15 protein-coding genes and 1 tRNA gene are annotated in these 16073 nt (G+C 66.3%); 3 read left to right on the forward strand and 13 right to left on the reverse strand.

Going from position 1 to position 16073, the window contains the following annotated elements; all coding sequences use genetic code 11:
• Positions 1-108 precede the first annotated feature (108 nt).
• Positions 109-834, reverse strand: a complete 726-nt coding sequence (locus KA712_09295) for a hypothetical protein (GenBank protein ID MCG5053141.1) — start codon at positions 832-834, stop codon at positions 109-111.
• Positions 835-1029: 195 nt separating this feature from the next.
• On the opposite strand from KA712_09295, the gene KA712_09300 reads away from it, so the two are divergent.
• Positions 1030-1737: a sigma-70 family RNA polymerase sigma factor gene (locus KA712_09300; GenBank protein ID MCG5053142.1), complete on the forward strand. Its 708-nt coding sequence runs from the start codon at positions 1030-1032 to the stop codon at positions 1735-1737.
• 26 nt (positions 1738-1763) lie between these two features.
• On the opposite strand, the gene KA712_09305 is transcribed toward KA712_09300, so the two are convergent.
• The 3 genes from KA712_09305 to KA712_09315 are packed head-to-tail and all read right to left on the reverse strand — an operon-like array spanning position 1764 to position 5152.
• Positions 1764-3284 (reverse strand): mercuric reductase, encoded by a 1521-nt coding sequence (locus tag KA712_09305; GenBank protein MCG5053143.1) that lies wholly within the window; start codon positions 3282-3284, stop codon positions 1764-1766.
• On the reverse strand, positions 3256-3981 hold the full coding sequence (locus KA712_09310; protein ID MCG5053144.1) for a TVP38/TMEM64 family protein: 726 nt from the start codon (positions 3979-3981) through the stop codon (positions 3256-3258). Before KA712_09310 ends, KA712_09305 begins: the two co-directional genes overlap by 29 nt.
• 7 nt (positions 3982-3988) lie before the next feature.
• The gene (locus KA712_09315; protein ID MCG5053145.1) at positions 3989-5152 is read right to left on the reverse strand and encodes an FAD-dependent oxidoreductase; all 1164 of its coding nucleotides are present in this window, start codon (positions 5150-5152) and stop codon (positions 3989-3991) included.
• Positions 5153-5277: 125 nt separating this feature from the next.
• On the opposite strand from KA712_09315, the gene KA712_09320 reads away from it, so the two are divergent.
• On the forward strand, positions 5278-6090 hold the full coding sequence (locus tag KA712_09320; protein MCG5053146.1) for a carbonic anhydrase: 813 nt from the start codon (positions 5278-5280) through the stop codon (positions 6088-6090).
• Between the two features lie 23 nt (positions 6091-6113).
• On the opposite strand, the gene KA712_09325 is transcribed toward KA712_09320, so the two are convergent.
• From KA712_09325 to KA712_09360, 8 genes are all read right to left on the reverse strand, one after another.
• A tRNA-Gly gene (locus KA712_09325) sits at positions 6114-6186 on the reverse strand.
• A 68-nt stretch (positions 6187-6254) separates the two neighbouring features.
• Complete coding sequence (locus KA712_09330) at positions 6255-6608, reverse strand: DUF3127 domain-containing protein (GenBank protein ID MCG5053147.1); 354 nt, start codon at positions 6606-6608, stop codon at positions 6255-6257.
• Between the two features lie 104 nt (positions 6609-6712).
• Complete coding sequence (locus tag KA712_09335) at positions 6713-6892, reverse strand: hypothetical protein (protein MCG5053148.1); 180 nt, start codon at positions 6890-6892, stop codon at positions 6713-6715.
• Between the two features lie 42 nt (positions 6893-6934).
• Positions 6935-8815: a PAS domain-containing protein gene (locus tag KA712_09340; protein ID MCG5053149.1), complete on the reverse strand. Its 1881-nt coding sequence runs from the start codon at positions 8813-8815 to the stop codon at positions 6935-6937.
• 12 nt (positions 8816-8827) lie between these two features.
• Positions 8828-10042: a type II secretion system F family protein gene (locus KA712_09345; protein MCG5053150.1), complete on the reverse strand. Its 1215-nt coding sequence runs from the start codon at positions 10040-10042 to the stop codon at positions 8828-8830.
• Positions 10043-10048: 6 nt separating this feature from the next.
• On the reverse strand, positions 10049-11188 hold the full coding sequence (locus KA712_09350) for a type IV pilus twitching motility protein PilT (protein MCG5053151.1): 1140 nt from the start codon (positions 11186-11188) through the stop codon (positions 10049-10051).
• Positions 11189-11201: 13 nt separating this feature from the next.
• On the reverse strand, positions 11202-12911 hold the full coding sequence (gene pilB, locus KA712_09355) for a type IV-A pilus assembly ATPase PilB (protein ID MCG5053152.1): 1710 nt from the start codon (positions 12909-12911) through the stop codon (positions 11202-11204).
• 154 nt (positions 12912-13065) lie between these two features.
• Entirely contained in the window at positions 13066-13833 is a 768-nt protein-coding gene (locus tag KA712_09360) for a hypothetical protein (protein MCG5053153.1), read from the reverse strand.
• 459 nt (positions 13834-14292) lie between these two features.
• On the opposite strand from KA712_09360, the gene KA712_09365 reads away from it, so the two are divergent.
• Positions 14293-15552, forward strand: coding sequence for a class I SAM-dependent rRNA methyltransferase (locus tag KA712_09365; protein ID MCG5053154.1), 1260 nt, complete (start codon positions 14293-14295; stop codon positions 15550-15552).
• A 99-nt stretch (positions 15553-15651) separates the two neighbouring features.
• Here the strand turns inward: KA712_09365 and rpoZ are convergent, their stop codons facing one another.
• Positions 15652-15903, reverse strand: coding sequence for a DNA-directed RNA polymerase subunit omega (rpoZ, locus tag KA712_09370; protein MCG5053155.1), 252 nt, complete (start codon positions 15901-15903; stop codon positions 15652-15654).
• Between the last annotated feature and the right edge of the window lie 170 nt (positions 15904-16073).

Here is a 16073-nt window from a genome sequence, read left to right on the forward strand (position 1 = left end):
CGTGAGCCGCGAGCTTGCGGGCGAAGAGCCGCGGTCCGAACAGCGGCAGCCGCGGCTGGGGATCAGGGGCGGGGAAGGAAGACATGAGATACGGTCTCGGATGAAGAATTACGCCGATGCACGTAGGCCTTGCCGTTTCCGTGCCACGCCCCAGGTGGCAAGGATGAACGCCGTCACCACACCCACGTGAAACAACGAAAGGTGCATGAGGTCGTCGCCAGGGCAGCCCGTCTGCGCAAACGCCTGCCCGCCAAGGGCGCCGAGACCTCCCACGCAGACGACCGCAGCGGGAGCCAAACGGAGGCGCAGGCCCCGGGAGGCCACCGCGAGCGCAACCAGGGGTAAGGCCCCCCCCACGAGCTCGACCAGGGCGCACATGGCCCCCGCCGACAGCGGCATCCGCGCGTGCGCGGAGATTTCTGCGAGGGGGCTTTCCCCCGCGTGCACCCCCAAGGCCTCGCTTCCGGGAAGGAACGCCAAGAGCCCGGACGCCACCACCAGAGTCACCGCGGCCCCAACACCCCAACGCCGCCGGGCCATGACGGCGCTGACCGACGCGACGAAGCGCGCAACGGCGGAGGGTCTGGCTGCGCGCAAGGCGTCCGCCTGGGCTGCGAAGACGCGCAACAGCTCGGGGGGCGGGGGTGTGTCGACGGGGACTTTCCCGACCTGCGCAACGAAGCGCGTGGTGGCCAGGACCTCACGACGGTAAGCGCCACACCGGGCGCAGCGCAAGGCATGCCACCGCCAACGGGCGTAGCGGAAGGCTGGCAGGGCGCGTTCGATCTCATCGCTCGCGTCGCGAGTAAAGGAAGGACATACGTCGTGGGACATTGCAGGGGGGGGCTCCGAAACGGCCTCGATCGGGATAGTCGCCGAGACCCCCGAAACGTTACAACGGTTTCGCCCCCTGCTGCGCAAGTGCTTGCACCGTAACCAGTCCCTCGGTGCGGCATCCACCAAAGCGGTGTCTTCGGCCGTTCGAGTCCGCGTTGCCGGAAGCCAATTCTTGATATGGTGCCTGCGGTGATGTCGCACTCGCAAGGGGGCCCCTCGCAGCCCGCCGTGTCGGACCCCCCGGGCGTGCCGGCCGCCCCCGCGCCGCCGGTCGACCCGGGGCGAGATGACGCTGATCGCCTGGTGGAGAGCCTGCGACACGCGGACAGCGCGGCTTTCACGGCCGTATACCAGCGCTACCACCGCTCGATGTTGCGGGTGGCCGCGGCCTACGTTTCGAGCCAAGCCCTGGCCGAAGAGGTCGTGCAGGAGACCTGGGTTTCCGTTTTGGAGAGCATGGCTCGCTTCGAGCGCCGGTCGAGCTTCCGCACCTGGCTGTTCTCCATCCTGGTTAACCGGGCGAAGACCCGGGGGCAGCGGGAAAGACGTACCGTGCCCTTCTCGGCGTTGACGGCAGGGGGCGAAGGGGACGAGCCGGCTGGTGCCGAAGCCGTGGGGGCGCAGGCGCTGCCATGGTCCGGCGGGGGCGCTCCGGAGGCGTCTCCCGAAACGGAGCTCGGACGCAAACGTCTGGCTTTGGCACTCGACGAAGCGTTGTCACGGCTGCCGGAGAACTACCAGGTGATCGTGACGATGCGGGACATCGAAGGCATCGACGCCGCCGAAGTGTGCCAGGTGCTCGACCTGTCCGCCGAGAACCAGCGGGTGCTCTTGCACCGCGCCCGCCACCGGCTGCGCGTTCTCCTGGCCGACCTCGTGCCCGCGTTCGAGACGCGCTAGCGTCGTCACGGCCGCGGGAAACGCGCCTAGCGGCGCCGGGCCAAAAGCCAAGAAAACGCGCGCTTGATACCGGGGGTCAGCCGGGTTCGGCTGTACGCATCCGCCAGTTTTTTGAAGACCTCCGCCTGCGTGGGGTAGGGCCGGATGGTCTCGGCGATCTGGCCCATGGTGATACCGGCGGTCATGGCCAGGCTGAGCTCGGCGATCATCTCCCCGGCGTGGCGGGCTACGAGGGTGCCCCCCAGGATGCGCCCTTTGCGATCGATGTGGACACGCGCGAAGCCCTCGGTGTCACCCTCGAGGAGGGCGCGGTCCACGTCCTTCATGTGAACGGTGAGTGTGGAGACACCGGGGGTGGCGTCGGCCTGCTTTTGGCCCATGCCCACATGGGCGACCTCCGGATCCGTATACGTGGCCCAGGGGACGATCAAGCGGGTCGAGCGTGCGCGCCCAAAGAATAGGGCGTTGCGCAGAACGATCCGCGCCATCGCATCTGCGGCGTGGGTGAACTGGTACTGACCGGCCACGTCGCCCGCGGCGAAGAGGCGACGGTTGCTGGTGCGGAGCCTCTCATCCACGCGCACGCCTTTGCGGGGCTCGAACGCCACGCCGGCGGCCTCGAGGCCAAGTCCCTCCACGTTGGGTGCGCGCCCGGCCGCAACCAGCAGGGCGTCGACCTCGAGGCGTACCTCGGGCGCGCCCGGCGCGGGGGAATACGTGAGGCACTTATTTTCCCCTGTGACCTCGACGCGCGTGATCGTGCTGCCGAGCGCGAGGTGGATGCCCTCGCGTTCGAAGGCCGTGCGCACCACGGCGGCGGCATCGGCGTCCTCTTTGGGCAGAAGCTGCGCGCCGGCGGCGAGCACGGTCACCTCGGCGCCAAAGCGGCGGAAGGCCTGCGCCAGCTCACAGCCAATCGGACCGCCCCCGATCACGGCCAGACGCCGCGGCCGTGTGGTCAGGGAAAAGACGCTCTCGTTCGTCAGGTATCCGCTTGTGGCGAGCCCGGGGATCGGCGGGAGCGCCGCCCGCGCGCCCGTGGCGATCACGGCCCGCGAAAAGCGCAGTGTCTGGCCCCCCACGTCCAGGGTGTCTTCCCCCGTGAAGCGCCCTTGTCCCAAGAACACGTCGACGCCCAGGTCGCGAAACCGGGCGGCGCTGTCGATCGGAGCCAGGTCGGCTCGCAGACGCCGCATGCGGGCCATGGCGTGCGCGAAAGAAGCCTCGGCGCTTTCCTGCCACGCACTTCCGAAGTCACCAAGGTTCCGGGCCGCGTGCAGGGCGCTTGCGGCGCCCAGCAGGGCCTTTGAGGGGACACAGCCGACGTTGAGGCAATCGCCGCCCAGGAGATGCTTTTCGACCAGCGCCACCTTGGCCCCGAGGCCCGCTGCCCCGGCGGCACAGACGAGCCCCGCGGTGCCCCCGCCCAACACCACCAGGTTGTAACGGCCCGAGGGGCTCGGATTGACCCAGCCCCTGGGGTGCACGGCCGCCAGCAGGCGTCGGTTGCTTTCGTCGTCAGGTTCGAGGTGCGGGGCTGCGTCCATGTCGTTCGCCTTTGTCGAGCTCGCGGGCAAGGGCCCGCCGCGCGGTGCGGGTGATGAGTACGGTGACGAGCAGGGTGGCCCCGAGCCCCACCCAATAAAAAGCGTTGGTGGCGCCTCCTGCCCCCCCGCGGGCCTGGAGGAGCTCGCTCGCGTTGGTCACCAACGAGCCGAGATAAACGTACAGGAACGTCCCAGGCAGCATGCCCACGAACGAGCCGGCCACGTAGGCGGGAAGGGACACGCGGGTCAGGCCCAGGCTGTAATTCAACACGTTGAAGGGCAAAATGGGGGAGAGACGCAGGAGGAAGACGATCTTGAAGCCCCCTTGCCCGATGGCATCGTCGAGCGCTGCAAAGCGCGGACGGCCCGCGAGCCTCCGGCTGATCCAATCCCGTGCCACGAAGCGTCCCACCACGAAGGCCAGCGTGGCGCCTGCCACGCTGACGGGCGACACCACCAACGTGCCGAACAGCGGCCCGTACAAGAACCCAGCGCCGAGCGTCAGCACGGAGCCTGGAAGCATGAGCACGGTAGCCAGAACGTAGGCGAGCGCGAAGACCGCCACGCCCAGGATCCCAAGCTCTCTCACCCACGCGACGAAGCTGAGGAGCCACGTGGCCACGGGAAGCAGGCTCACAGCCACGAGGACGGCACCTGCCGCGAGGCCGGCAAGGATGAGCTTGAGAGTTTTCGTCATGTTCGGGTCAATCGTCGAAGCGGAAACGAGAGACGAAGCCGCGGTCGATGCGGTCCTTGAGCCACGCCACGGATCGTCCCTGCAAAGCGAGGCCCCACTTGGAGCCCAGAGCCGTTCCGTCCGCCAGATTGAGGAGGCGCAGGTAGTCGCTCTGGGGGCGATGACTCTCGAGGGGGCGCCCCGCGAGGCGCCTGCGTAAGTTGGCGAGCAAGATGGGGCCGGCTCTCACCGCGTACACGCCCGCGCGCTCTTTTTCGGGAGCGCTCGCCAAGGTGGCGCAATCTCCCGCGGCAAAGAGGTTCGAGCAGCCCTCGACCAGCAGATGTTGATCGGTGCGCACGAAGCCGCGGGCATCGTGGGGCAGCTCAGAGTCACGAATGACCGGCGGTGCGGCAGCCCCCGTGGCCCAGATCGTGAGATCCGAAGGCAAGCGGACACCTGACGCCGTGGTCAACGCCGACGCGTCCACCGCGCGCACGCGGGTGTTGCCGCAAAAGGCAATGTGATGACGTCCGAGCGCGGCTTGCACGCGCGAGAGCGCCCGCGTCGTGGCTCCCGGAAGCGGCCTTCCCCCCCCGCCGATGAGGCTCACCTCGTGGATGCGGTGTCCCCCGTCTGTCGCGCCGAGCCGGGCTGCGATCGCACAGGCCAGTTCGACCCCCGCCGCACCAGCCCCCACGACGCAGACCTTCGAAGGACGGGTTTCTCGAGAAAGTTTCGCGAGAGCCAGCTCGAGCCGCGAGACCAACTCCGAGATCGGGCGTGTGGCGATTGCATGTGCAGGGCTGTCCTGGCCTTCCGGCCCCCTGGCCACTGAGCCCACGTTGAGACTGGCGTATTCGTAGTGAAGGAAGTTTCCCCCCGCGAGTTCGATGTGGCCCGCGCCGGCATCGACCCGAACGGCCTTGCCGATCACCAGGCGAGCCCCGGCGCGGGCCGCCAGAGGCCGAAGGTCGATGGTGGCCTCCTCGCGTGTGTACTGACCCGAGATGACCCCTGGAACCATGCCCGAGTAGAGCGCTCCGGGCTGATCGACCAACAGGGTGAGCCGCACGTTGGGAATGGGCTTGGTGACCAGCCCGCGCAAGACCTGAACGTGTGCGTGTCCCCCGCCGACCAACACCACCTCGGGGCGTTGATCCCTCGGGTTCGAGAGCTCCCCGTCGTTCATGACCAGGAGTACTCTAGCGGGCGGGACACGGTTGGCGACACGCTGGGTCTCGAACCGCCCGTCGGAACGCGAAAACTTTACGCACCCCGAGTCCGCGCCGTTGCGATAGGAGAGGGGACAACGACATGACGTACTCGTTTGCACTGCGCTTCGCTGGACCCTTGCTCCTGGCTGGCGTCGTGAGCGCCGGTGCTTGCGGCGGTGCTGCACGGACGACAGCCCCGCCGCCCCCTCCTGCCCCGGACGCCTCCCCGTCAGCCGCTCTTTCGCCTCGAACGGCGGCAACGGCGCTTGCGGCCCTGGAAGACGGGAACGCCCGCTTCATGCTCGGGCGGCCCCGCCACCCCCACGAGCACGCGTCGTTCCGCCACCGTCTCGTGGGGGAACAAAAGCCGTTCGCTACCATCCTCGGATGCAGCGACTCCCGTGTGCCGCCGGAGCTGCTCTTCGACGAAGGCTTGGGAGATCTCTTCGTCATCCGTGTGGCAGGAAACATCGTCGGCACCGACGTGGCGGCGAGCATCGAGTACGCGGTCGACCACCTGAAGACACCTTTGCTGGTTGTGCTGGGACACGAGAACTGCGGGGCCGTCACGGCAGCGCTCCACCACTTTCACGGCAAGATGGCCGAAAACGCGGAGCCACCCGAAATCATGTCGCTCCTCGGGCACATCGAACCGGGCTTGCACCACGACGATCCATCTCGTCCCTTTTCGGAACAGCTCCACCTGGCGGTCGAGGACAACGTCCGTCACTCCGTCAAGGACCTGCTCGCCGTCCAGGACATCCGAACGGCCGTGGCGTCGGGGCGTGTCGCCGTGGTGGGGGCCGTCTACGATTTAGCTTCCGGTCAGGTGCGGTTCCTGTCCGATGACCTCGTGAACCCTACCGGGACGGCGGAGGAGCCCCATGAGCCCGCTGCGGGGCAGCGCCACTAGGGGATGCCTACCAAGCGAAACGGAGCGGGATATCGGGCTCGAACCGACGACATTCAGCTTGGGAAGCTGACGCTCTACCAACTGAGCTAATCCCGCGGAGAAGGTCTAACTACCCTGGTTGTTTGGGTTTTGCAAGACCCTCCTGGCACGCCCCCCACCCGTGCTCAGAACGGAACGTCGTCCATCGACTCCATGAACTCGGGCAAGGGCTCTTCGTCCCGCCCCCCGGCGCCCTTCTGAGGGCCGCTCACCTGCCACACGTCGAGGGTGTTGAAGTACTTCACCTCGCCCTTGGGGCTCGTCCATTCCCGGCCGCGCAGGCTGAACTCGACCTCGACGGTCTGCCCCTCCTCGTAGCTGTCCAGCTGCTCGCAGCGGTCGCCGGTGAGCTGAAACATCACGGTTTGTGGATACTTGCCGTCGGCCAGCTCGAGCACGAACTCGCGCTTGCGAAACCGATCCGAGATCTGATTCGTATCGAACTTCTTGAGCAGCCGACCCGTCGCTTGGTAACCCATCGCCCATCGACTAGCGCACCTTGATGCCGGCGACGAGACGAAAAGCGCCTCCTCCACCCTTTTCCGAGGGGGAGGCCCAGGACCCGGGTCCGGGGGACGGGGCGTCAGGCGATGACAGAAAGCGTCGAATTGGGATTCCGGGCGCGCTCGGTTTCGGGGGAGCGCACGGCGGCCTCTTCGATGAGCTTCACGTTGGCCCGCCCTTCGGCCTTCTGCTGCTCCTTGGCCTTGACCAGCATCTCGGTGTCGTAATTCGTGGATCCCTCGACGGCGTTGATCGGCATAAATTACCCATCGGCGGACCGCAACGGGCGCTTGAGCGGATTTCAAGCCGCCGGTCGATGCGCGCGCGGAGGGGCCGGCGGAGACGCTGAGGCGGGGCGCGCTAGCGGCAGACGGACCGTGATGCTGGTGCCTCGCCCGGGGGTGCTTTGCACCTCGATGGTCCCGCGGTGGTCCTCCACCGCGCGGGCCACGGTCGCAAGTCCCAGCCCCGTGCCCCCCTTTTTCCCCTTCGTGAAGAAGGGCTCGAAGATGTGCTCCTGGTCTCCCGGCGATATGCCGATGCCCGCGTCCGAGACCGTCAGCACCGCTTCACGCTGGCCCGAAGTCAGCTCGTCCTGGCTCAACGTGACGTGAACGCAGCCTCCCGACGGCATGGCTTCTCCCGCATTGCGCAGGAGGTTCCAAAGCACCTGCCGTAGCTGGCCCGCCGCGCCCTGCACGGTGACGTCGGGCTCTGCGTCAAGTACCACCTCCACCGTGCCCTCGGGCTGCCCCGAGCGAAAGGCGCGCACGACCTCCTCCACAAGCTCGGTCAGGAGAAGGGGGTTACGTTCCTGGCAGGGTGGCCGGGCGTAGTCGAGCAGCGCCGAGATCAGCTCGTTCAACCGGTCCACTTCGCGGACGGTGATGTCGATCAGTTTTTTGGCATCGCCATCGGCTTCGGGCAGCGTTCGCAGCACCTCCACCGACCCCGAGATGCTGGCCAGGGGGTTGCGAATCTCGTGGGCAACACCCGCCGCCAGGCGTCCGATGCTGGCCAGCCGTTCCGAGCGCGCCACGGCCACCTCCATGCGCCTGAGCTCCGTGAGATCCTGGAAGTGGATCACACGACCGATCACGCGGCCGGTGTGATCCGAAAGCGGCGTGGCCGACACCCCCAACCTGCGCACGGCCCCGTCAGGCCGTACCGCATCCACCTCCTGGCGCCGCACGTTTCCCACCAGCCCCACCTCATCGAGCAACGCCGACAAACCCGGTACCCGCATCGCCAACGGCTGGCCCACCCCGGCCCGCCTCGTGATCCCCAAAATCTCACAGGCCGCTTCGTTGACGGACGTGATCACGCCTTCGCGATCCACCGTTACCAAACCCGACGACAAGCAGCGAATCGTGTTTTCGTGCAACGAGGCCAGATCGCCCGCGTACTGCTCGTGCCGCTGGAGCTTCTCGCCGGCCTCTCGCGATTGGGCCGCCAGCGACAAGCCCAGGGCTCCCACTGCGGCCACCCCCGCCAGGTTCAGCACCAGGCGAAAGAGCAGCTCGCGCCGGGAGACGTCCCAGGGCGCCAGGGTCTGGCCCGGCAGCTCGGGCAACCACTGCAGATAACCGGCGAGAGAGACCAGGGTCAGAGCACCCCCGGCGGCCAGCGAGACCCACAGAACCCCGCGGCGCGCGGGAAGGAGGGCCACCGCCACGATGTCAATCAGGTAAAGAAAATGAAACCCGCTCTGCACGCCGCCGGTGCCATGCACGAGCACGGTCACGAACAGCAGGTCGACCCCCATCTGCACGTACGCGAAGCGCACCAGATCGGTCACGCGCTTGACCACGAGCCCGTAGACCAGGCTCACCACGTAGGTCCCCACGAGCAGCGTGAGGGCAAAGCGGCCCGAAGGGCCCGTCAGGGTCTCCGCGCTGCCGTTCGCCAGGGCCACCGCCACCAACGCGCCCAGGAGCAGCGTGGCCAGGCCCACCCGAAACAGCATCAGGTAGACCACGGTGCGCAGCGCTTCGCGCCGCCTCAGCTGCTTGCGCCCGTCGTCGCCGCCCGTGCTCGCCCTCTCGAGGCCCACGGGCGTGGGGATGGGGGTGAAGCGGCCCGAGTCCGCGGCCCCGGCCTCGGTGTCACCCCCCGTCGTCGTCGAGCCATCCCCTTTTGCGAAGGGGCGGCCCGAGCCGGCGCTGTCGCCCGCGGTGCTCACGCCCCGTCGCCCTCATCCGGCCTTGACGTTGCCCGCCATCTCGAACACCGGCATGTACATCGCGAGCACGAGGCCGCCGATGACCGTGCCCAGGACCACCATGATCATGGGTTCGAGCAAGCTGGTCATCGAGGCCACGGCCACGTCGACCTCTTCTTCATAGAAGTCAGCGATCTTGTTCAGCATGTTGTCGAGAGCGCCCGTTTGTTCACCCACCGCGATCATTTGCACGACCATGGGCGGCATGAGAGCCGTCTCCATGAGCGGGGTAGCCATGTCTTTGCCCTCGGAGATCTTCGTGCGGGTGTAATTCAGACCCTCCTGAACGATCGTGTTCCCCGCCGTCTTTCCCACGATGTCCATCGCCTCGAGAATGGGAACGCCCGAGGCGAGCAGAGTTCCCATGGTGCGCGTAAACCGGGCCACCACGACTTTCCGGATCACGGCACCGAGCACCGGCAGCTTGAGAACCACTTGATCGAAGGTGCGGCGGCCCTTCTTTGTTCTCATGGCCCACCGCCAAGCGAACACGGACCCCACGAGCGTGACGATGATGTACGGCAGGTACTCGATCATCGCGTGGGAAATGTCGATCACGAACTGGGTGGGTGCGGGTAGCTTGCCGCCCCCGAACTCCTTGAACATCTTCTCGAACACGGGAATGACCTTGGTCAGCAAGACCACCACCACCAACGCCGAGATCCCCAGCACGGCGATGGGGTAGGTCATGGCGCCTTTGACCCGGCGCCGCAGCTTCGTGGCCTTCTCCATGTACTGAGACAAGCGCTGCAGGATCGTGTCGAGGATGCCGCCGACCTCACCAGCTGCGACCAAGTTCACGAAGAGCTGGTCGAAGATTCGAGGATGTCTTTTGAGCGCGTCCGACAGCGTCAATCCGCCCTCGACGCTGGCCTTGACCTGGCCAAGGATCTTTCCGAACGCCTTGTTCTCAGCCTGGCTCGAGAGAATGTCGAGGCATTGAACGATGGGCAAGCCCGCGTCGATCATGGTGGCAAAGAGCCGCGTGAAGATGACGATGTCGCTGGTCTTGACGCCCGAGCCGAAGCTGAAAGAGAGCTGCTTCGGCTGCTTCTTGATCGAAACGGGCGTGAGCAGTTGAAGCTTGAGCTTCTCCTCGACGGCCTCCGGGCTCTCCGCCTCGATGACCCCTTTTTTGACCTCGCCGCTGCGCGCGCGCGCCTCGTAGATGAATGCCGTGGTTGCCATCGTGCCTCAATGCCTCCCCATCGGCCGGACCCCGCCGGCTACGGCTCCCGGCTGAACGCCGCCGTTGGCGATGAGCTGCTCGAGCTCTTCCGGATCCGAGCTGTGGGTGACGACCTCCTCGAGACTCACCCGTCGCGCGAGGTAGAGCGTGGCCAGGGACTGGTTCAGGGTCTGCATGCCCGATTTTCCTTGGCCTATCTGCATCTGCGAATAGAGCTGATGAATCTTGTCCTCGCGGATCAAGTTGCGAATCGCCGCGTTCGGAATCATGACTTCCACCGCCGGCACGCGCCCACGCCCCGAAATGTGGGGCAGCAGGCTCTGGCTGACTATGCCCTCCAGCACGAAAGACAGCTGGGTACGTATTTGCGACTGCTGGTTCGACGGGAAGACGTCGATGATGCGGTTGATGGTCTGAACCGCGCTGTTGGTATGCAGCGTGGCGAAGACCAAGTGGCCCGTCTCGGCGGTGACCAAAGCAGCCTCGATCGTCTCGAGATCGCGCATCTCTCCCACCAAGACCACGTCCGGGTCTTGCCGCAGGATGTACTTCAGAGCGTCCTTGAACGATTTTGTGTCACCGCCCACCTCGCGCTGATTGACGACACAGCTCTTGTGGGCGTGCAGATACTCGATCGGGTCTTCGATCGTGATGATGTGCTCGTGGCGCTCGGTGTTGATCTTGTCGATCATGGCCGCGAGAGTGGTGGACTTCCCGGAGCCCGTGGGACCGGTCACCAACACCAGGCCTCGGGGCTTGTTGCACAACTCGTCGAGAATGGGGGGCAGCCCCAGCTCGTGGGTGGTCGAGATCTTGAACGGTATCGTACGGAAGGCCCCTCCCACGGCCCCCCTCTGCATGAACAGGTTGGCACGAAACCGGGCGAGGTTGCGCACGCCGAAGGAGAAGTCGAGCTCGCTGTCCTCCTCGAACCGAAGCTTCTGAGCGTCTGTCAGCACCGAATAGCAAAGCTGCTTCGACTCCACGGGGCCTAGCGGCGGAAGCCTCAACGGAACCATCACCCCATCGATGCGCAGCTGAGGCGGTGTCCCGGTGGTCAGGTGCAGATCGGATGCACCTTGTTCTACCATCGCCTTGAGCAGTTGCTGGAGGTTGACCTGTAAAGGGGGGGCCGCTGCCGTCATGGTCCATACTCTCCTAGTCGCCTGCCGTGACGCGCATGACCTCGTCGAGGGTGGTGGCGCCCTTGGCCACCTTGATGAGCGCCGACATCCGTAGAGTCTTCATGCCCAATCGCACGGCCTCCACCTTGATCTCTGCGGCCGAGGCGCCTTGGAGCACCAGCTCCTTGAGGGGCTCCTTGACGGTCAAGATCTCGTAGACGGCCAAGCGTCCCTTGTACCCCGAGCCTCCGCAGGTCTTGCAGTCCCGTCCGTGGCCCATGTAGAACTGGGCGGTGTCGATGAGCTCGTCCCAGGCGCCCATGGCCTTGAAGCGGTCCTTCGGCGTAGGGACCTCCTCTTTGCAGTCGCTGCACACCTTGCGTACGAGCCGCTGCGCTTCGACCAAGTTGACCGATGCGGTCACGAGGAAAGGCTCGATGCCCATGTTCAAAAGGCGCGTGATGGTGGAAGGGGCGTCGTTCGTGTGCAGGGTGGAAAGCACCCGGTGACCCGTGAGCGCTGCCTTGACGGCGATCTCTGCCGTCTCGAAGTCGCGGATCTCACCGATCATGATGGTGTCGGGGTCCTGGCGCAGGAACGACCTCAGGGCCGCAGCGAAGTTCAGCCCGATCTCCTCGTGCATTTGCACCTGGTTGATCCCGGGCAAGTTGAATTCGACCGGGTCCTCTGCGGTGCTGATGTTTTCGTCAGGCGTATTCAGCTCTTGAAGCGCCGAGTAGAGCGTGGTGGTCTTTCCAGAGCCCGTGGGTCCGGTGACCAACATCATGCCGTACGGCAGTTTGATCGCGTCCTTGAACTCCTTGAGCTGATCGGTCTCGAACCCCAGCTTCGTCATGTCGAGCTGGAGGTTGCCCTTGTCCAAAAGACGCATCACGATCTTCTCGCCGAACAAGGTGGGCAGCACCGAGACACGAAAGTCCATCTCTCGCCCGCCCGCGATCTTGAGCTTGATACGCCCGTCCTGCGGCAGCCGTCGCTCGGCGATGTCGAGCTGCGACATGATCTTCACGCGAGAGGAAAGCGCCGCCTTGAGTCCGATCGGGATCTGCATGATCTCGCGCAGAACACCATCTGTCCGCAGACGCACGCGGTAGCTCTTTTCGTAAGGCTCGATGTGGATGTCGGACGCGCGGACATCGATGGCCTGCATCAAGATGTGATTGGTCAGGCGAATGACCGGTGCGTCCTCCGACATCTTTTCGAGATCGACCGCCTTGATGTCTTCTTCCTTGACGGCCTCGATCTCGATCGCGGCCTCGAGCTCGTTCATCAAGCTCTCGATCGCCACGCTGAACGACTTCTTCGGCTCGTAGTACTTCGTGACCGCCGCGTCGATGGCCACGTCGGACGCGACCACCACCTCGATGTTGTAGCCGGTGAGGAACTTGAGATCGTCGATGGCCAGGATGTTGGACGGGTCGGCCATGGCCACGATCAGCGCCTGACCGGAGCGGCTGACGGGAATCACCCGATGCCGGGCGGCCACATCCTTCGGCACCAGCTCGATGATGGTGCTTTCGATCTCGAACTCGGCCAAGTTGATGGCCGGCACCCCGTACTGACGGGAAAGGAAATGGGTAAGGTTTTCCTCTTGGATGGCCCCGAGCTTCACCAGGCTGTGCCCGATGCGCTCGCCGGACTTGCGGCTTTCCTCTTGTGCCAGCTCAAGCTGTTCGGGCGAGATCAGCTGATCTCGTAGTAGCAACTCTCCTAGTCGGCTCATGAACCCCGAAGAGCCGGTCGTCAGATTCTCGACGCGACTTGAATCGGTGTGGTCTCCGGCAGTTATCGGCTTTGCTCGTCCGTCTGCCGAGCGGCGCGACCGGTCCCGCCTCGCGCCGCGGAGAGGGGCTCCGCGACGCCCGGGGGCTTCACCCTCAGCGGGTGGCTTTTTTCAGATTGGCCGGCTCAGCCCCGGCCAACTTCTTGTCAGCTTTTTTCTTTGGGCCCAGGGGCGCTGCCGCTTGGACCGGCGCAGGCTTCGCCGCCGGGGGCTCTGGTGGCGGGACCGGTGTCGGCAGAGCGACGACCTCGGGCGCGGAAGCCCGAGGAGGCTGTGTGGCTGCGGGGTGTACCGTGGGGGCGCTCTCGTGCTCCCCCCCCCGCGCCAGGACGGCCCCGAACAGACCGGAGGCCACCACCAACAAGCCGAGCTGAAGCGCCGAGAGTGAAACGGGCTTGCCCAGCACCTTCCTGAGCCGCGCGCCGAAAGGGCCGGGCTGTGCGCGTGCCGCCAAGGCCGCCATGCCGTACGTTTGAGCCGCGGGGTGCAACGGCATCATCGGAGGTGCCTCTTCGGGCTGGGCCTCCAAGATCTGCGCGTCTGCCGTGGGGTTGGTGCGATCGTCCGACTCCGGCGGAATCGGGGTAGGGGCAATCACGGTGCGGTCTTCTGAACCCAAGTCGAGATGAGCACTGCGGCTTTGGGCCTCGAGCGCCGCTTCGATGGCCTCGATCGAGCCCAGCATGGTCGGCTCTCCGGGCGTTTCGTCCAGGCTCCCCTGCAAACCCTCCATAGACACCTCCGATACCTCGTCCACCTCTTTCCCTCCTGCTGCTGCGCGGACTCCACCGCTTCCCATCGGAGAGGGCAAAGACTGCACAACCCCCTGCAAGACGGGCTCTTCTCGATCGACATCGGCCATGGGCCAAACTCCTTGTCGCCGGCGGCCCGTGGCCGGCAGAACCGGGACCGCGCGAGCCGCTCACCTTTGTATAACGAGCCCACCGTATACCACAGGTGGGGGGGCGTGTCACCTCGGGGGCCCGGGGGGCCGGGCGATGGCCCCCGGACGCTGCGGAATGGCAGCTGAGCCGGTTTGACAGCGAGGTGAGGGCTCTCTATATGGTGAGGTCCCGTGAAACGTCCTCCACCATCATCGTATCGCTCTGGCCCTTCCTCTGGCGCCTCTCGGGGCCCTCGCCCCGACCGAGGGCGGCCCCCGCGTGGACCTCGCGGGGAGGGGGGCGACGGGCGCCCAGGGCGCTTCGGGGACAACCACCCGCCACAGACGGAAGACGCGCGAGGCGAGAGCGACGAGGGCCGAGGGGGGCGCTTCGGAGACCGCCCACCCCTGAGGCGCGAAGACATCCCCGCCCGCCGGGTGATTCGGCCCGGTCAGGACGCCGCCCCGCCACGGGCGCGGGCCCGCGGGGTGCAGGCGCGGGACGGTCAATACCGTCTGCCGGACGACGTCGCCCGCCGGGTCATTTTGGGGCACCCCTGGGTGTTTCGGGAGGCTCTCGGCCGCCCCGTTACGGAGCCCACGGGCACCTTGGTGGAGATGATCGGGGGCAACCGCGAGTTCCTCGGTCGGGGGTTCGTGGACCAGGATCACCCGGTGGCGATCCGCATGCTCACGCGCGATGCCCGCGAAGCGGTGCATCCCGGCGCAGGCGCCATCGTGCGCCGCTTCGAGAAAGCCTTCCAGACCCGCTGGATTCTGTTTGGGCAGGAGCGGCCCAACGCGCTGCGATTGTTCACAGGAGACAGCGAGGGCTTTCCCGGGGTCACGGTGGATCGCTACGGCGATTTCGTGCTGCTCCAGTGGCTCTCCGCCGGCTCCTTGCCCTGGCGCGATGAGCTCCTCGATGCCATCGAGCGCGTGGTGCGTCCTCGGGGCATCTACGAGCAGAAGCGCTTGCGGCCGCTTGGCGGACAGGCGGCCCCCGAGCCCGCCGTTCGGGCGCGAGGTGACGAGGCGCCGCTCGAGATCGTGGTGGAAGAGGCGGGCGCCAAGTTCTCGGTGGACGTGACGGCGCCGTTGGGGGTGGGCATGTTTCCCGACCTGCGCCTCGGCCGCGATGCCGTCACCCGGAAGGCTGCGGGCCGACGAGTCATCAACCTGTTCTCGTACACCGGCGCGTTCTCGGTGCGTGCGGCCCTGGCCGGAGCCACCGAGGTGGTGGCTGTGGACACGGCAGCCCGCGCCCACGCCCGGGCCCGGCGCAACTACGAGCTGAGCGGGCTCGATCCGGCCAGCATGGAGCAGATCACCGGCGACGCGCAAAAGGCGCTCGAAAAGTTCGCTGATCGCGGCCGTCGCTTCGATCTGGTCATCTGCGACCCTCCCACGTTTTCTCACGGCAGTGCGCCCTCCGAGAGCTTCTCCGTAACCCGGGACATGGTCTCCGTGATCGCGGCGAGCCTGCGGGTGCTCGAACCGGGGGGCTTCATGGCCCTTTCCACCAACTCGGTGAAGATGAGCCCGGCGGATCTTGATAGGGCTCTGGCGGACGCGGCGGGAGTGGCTCACGCCGACGTGCGCATCGTTGAACGGGTGGGCTTGCCACCGGACTACCTCGTGGCGCCCGGATTTCCCGAGGGCAACTACCTCAAATTCCTCATGGCCCTTCGGGTGTGAACCTTCGCGCGCAAGCCCTTTCGAAACGTGAAAGGGCCCCCGAGGAGCCCTGTCCGCTTTGTCTCTGTGGGTGCCCGGCTTCGGCCGGCCCCGGGCCCCTTAGCGGGGCGCCTTCATACCGCGCCGCTTGACCTCTTCCAGGAACTGGAAGACCGTACTGTCGACGGACTCGTTGAAGGCCACCCAGCCCTTGGCCACTTCGCGCAGAGCGCTCACGGCAGGCTTGTTCTCGCAATCCACGAGCGAGCTGGCGCCGCTCGCGAGCTGCCGGGCGCGTTCAGCCGCCAGGATGACGAGCGCAAATCGGTTGGGAACTTTCTCCAGACAATCTTCGACGGTGACGCGGGCCATGGGAGGGTCGACTCTAGAGAACGACGACGGAAAGTCAAGGTCGCGGTGATGCGGACGGCGGGCAATTCTGCCGCCCAACGTCAACGGAGCGTTGCAAACTGGGCCCGGCAACCTTAGGCTGGAGTTCGGGGGCCGCGCGCCGCCCGAAGCGATTCTCACCGTAGTCTATA

It is taken from the genome of Myxococcales bacterium (assembly GCA_022184915.1).
Classification (GTDB): Bacteria; Myxococcota_A; Polyangia; order Fen-1088; family Fen-1088; genus JAGTJU01.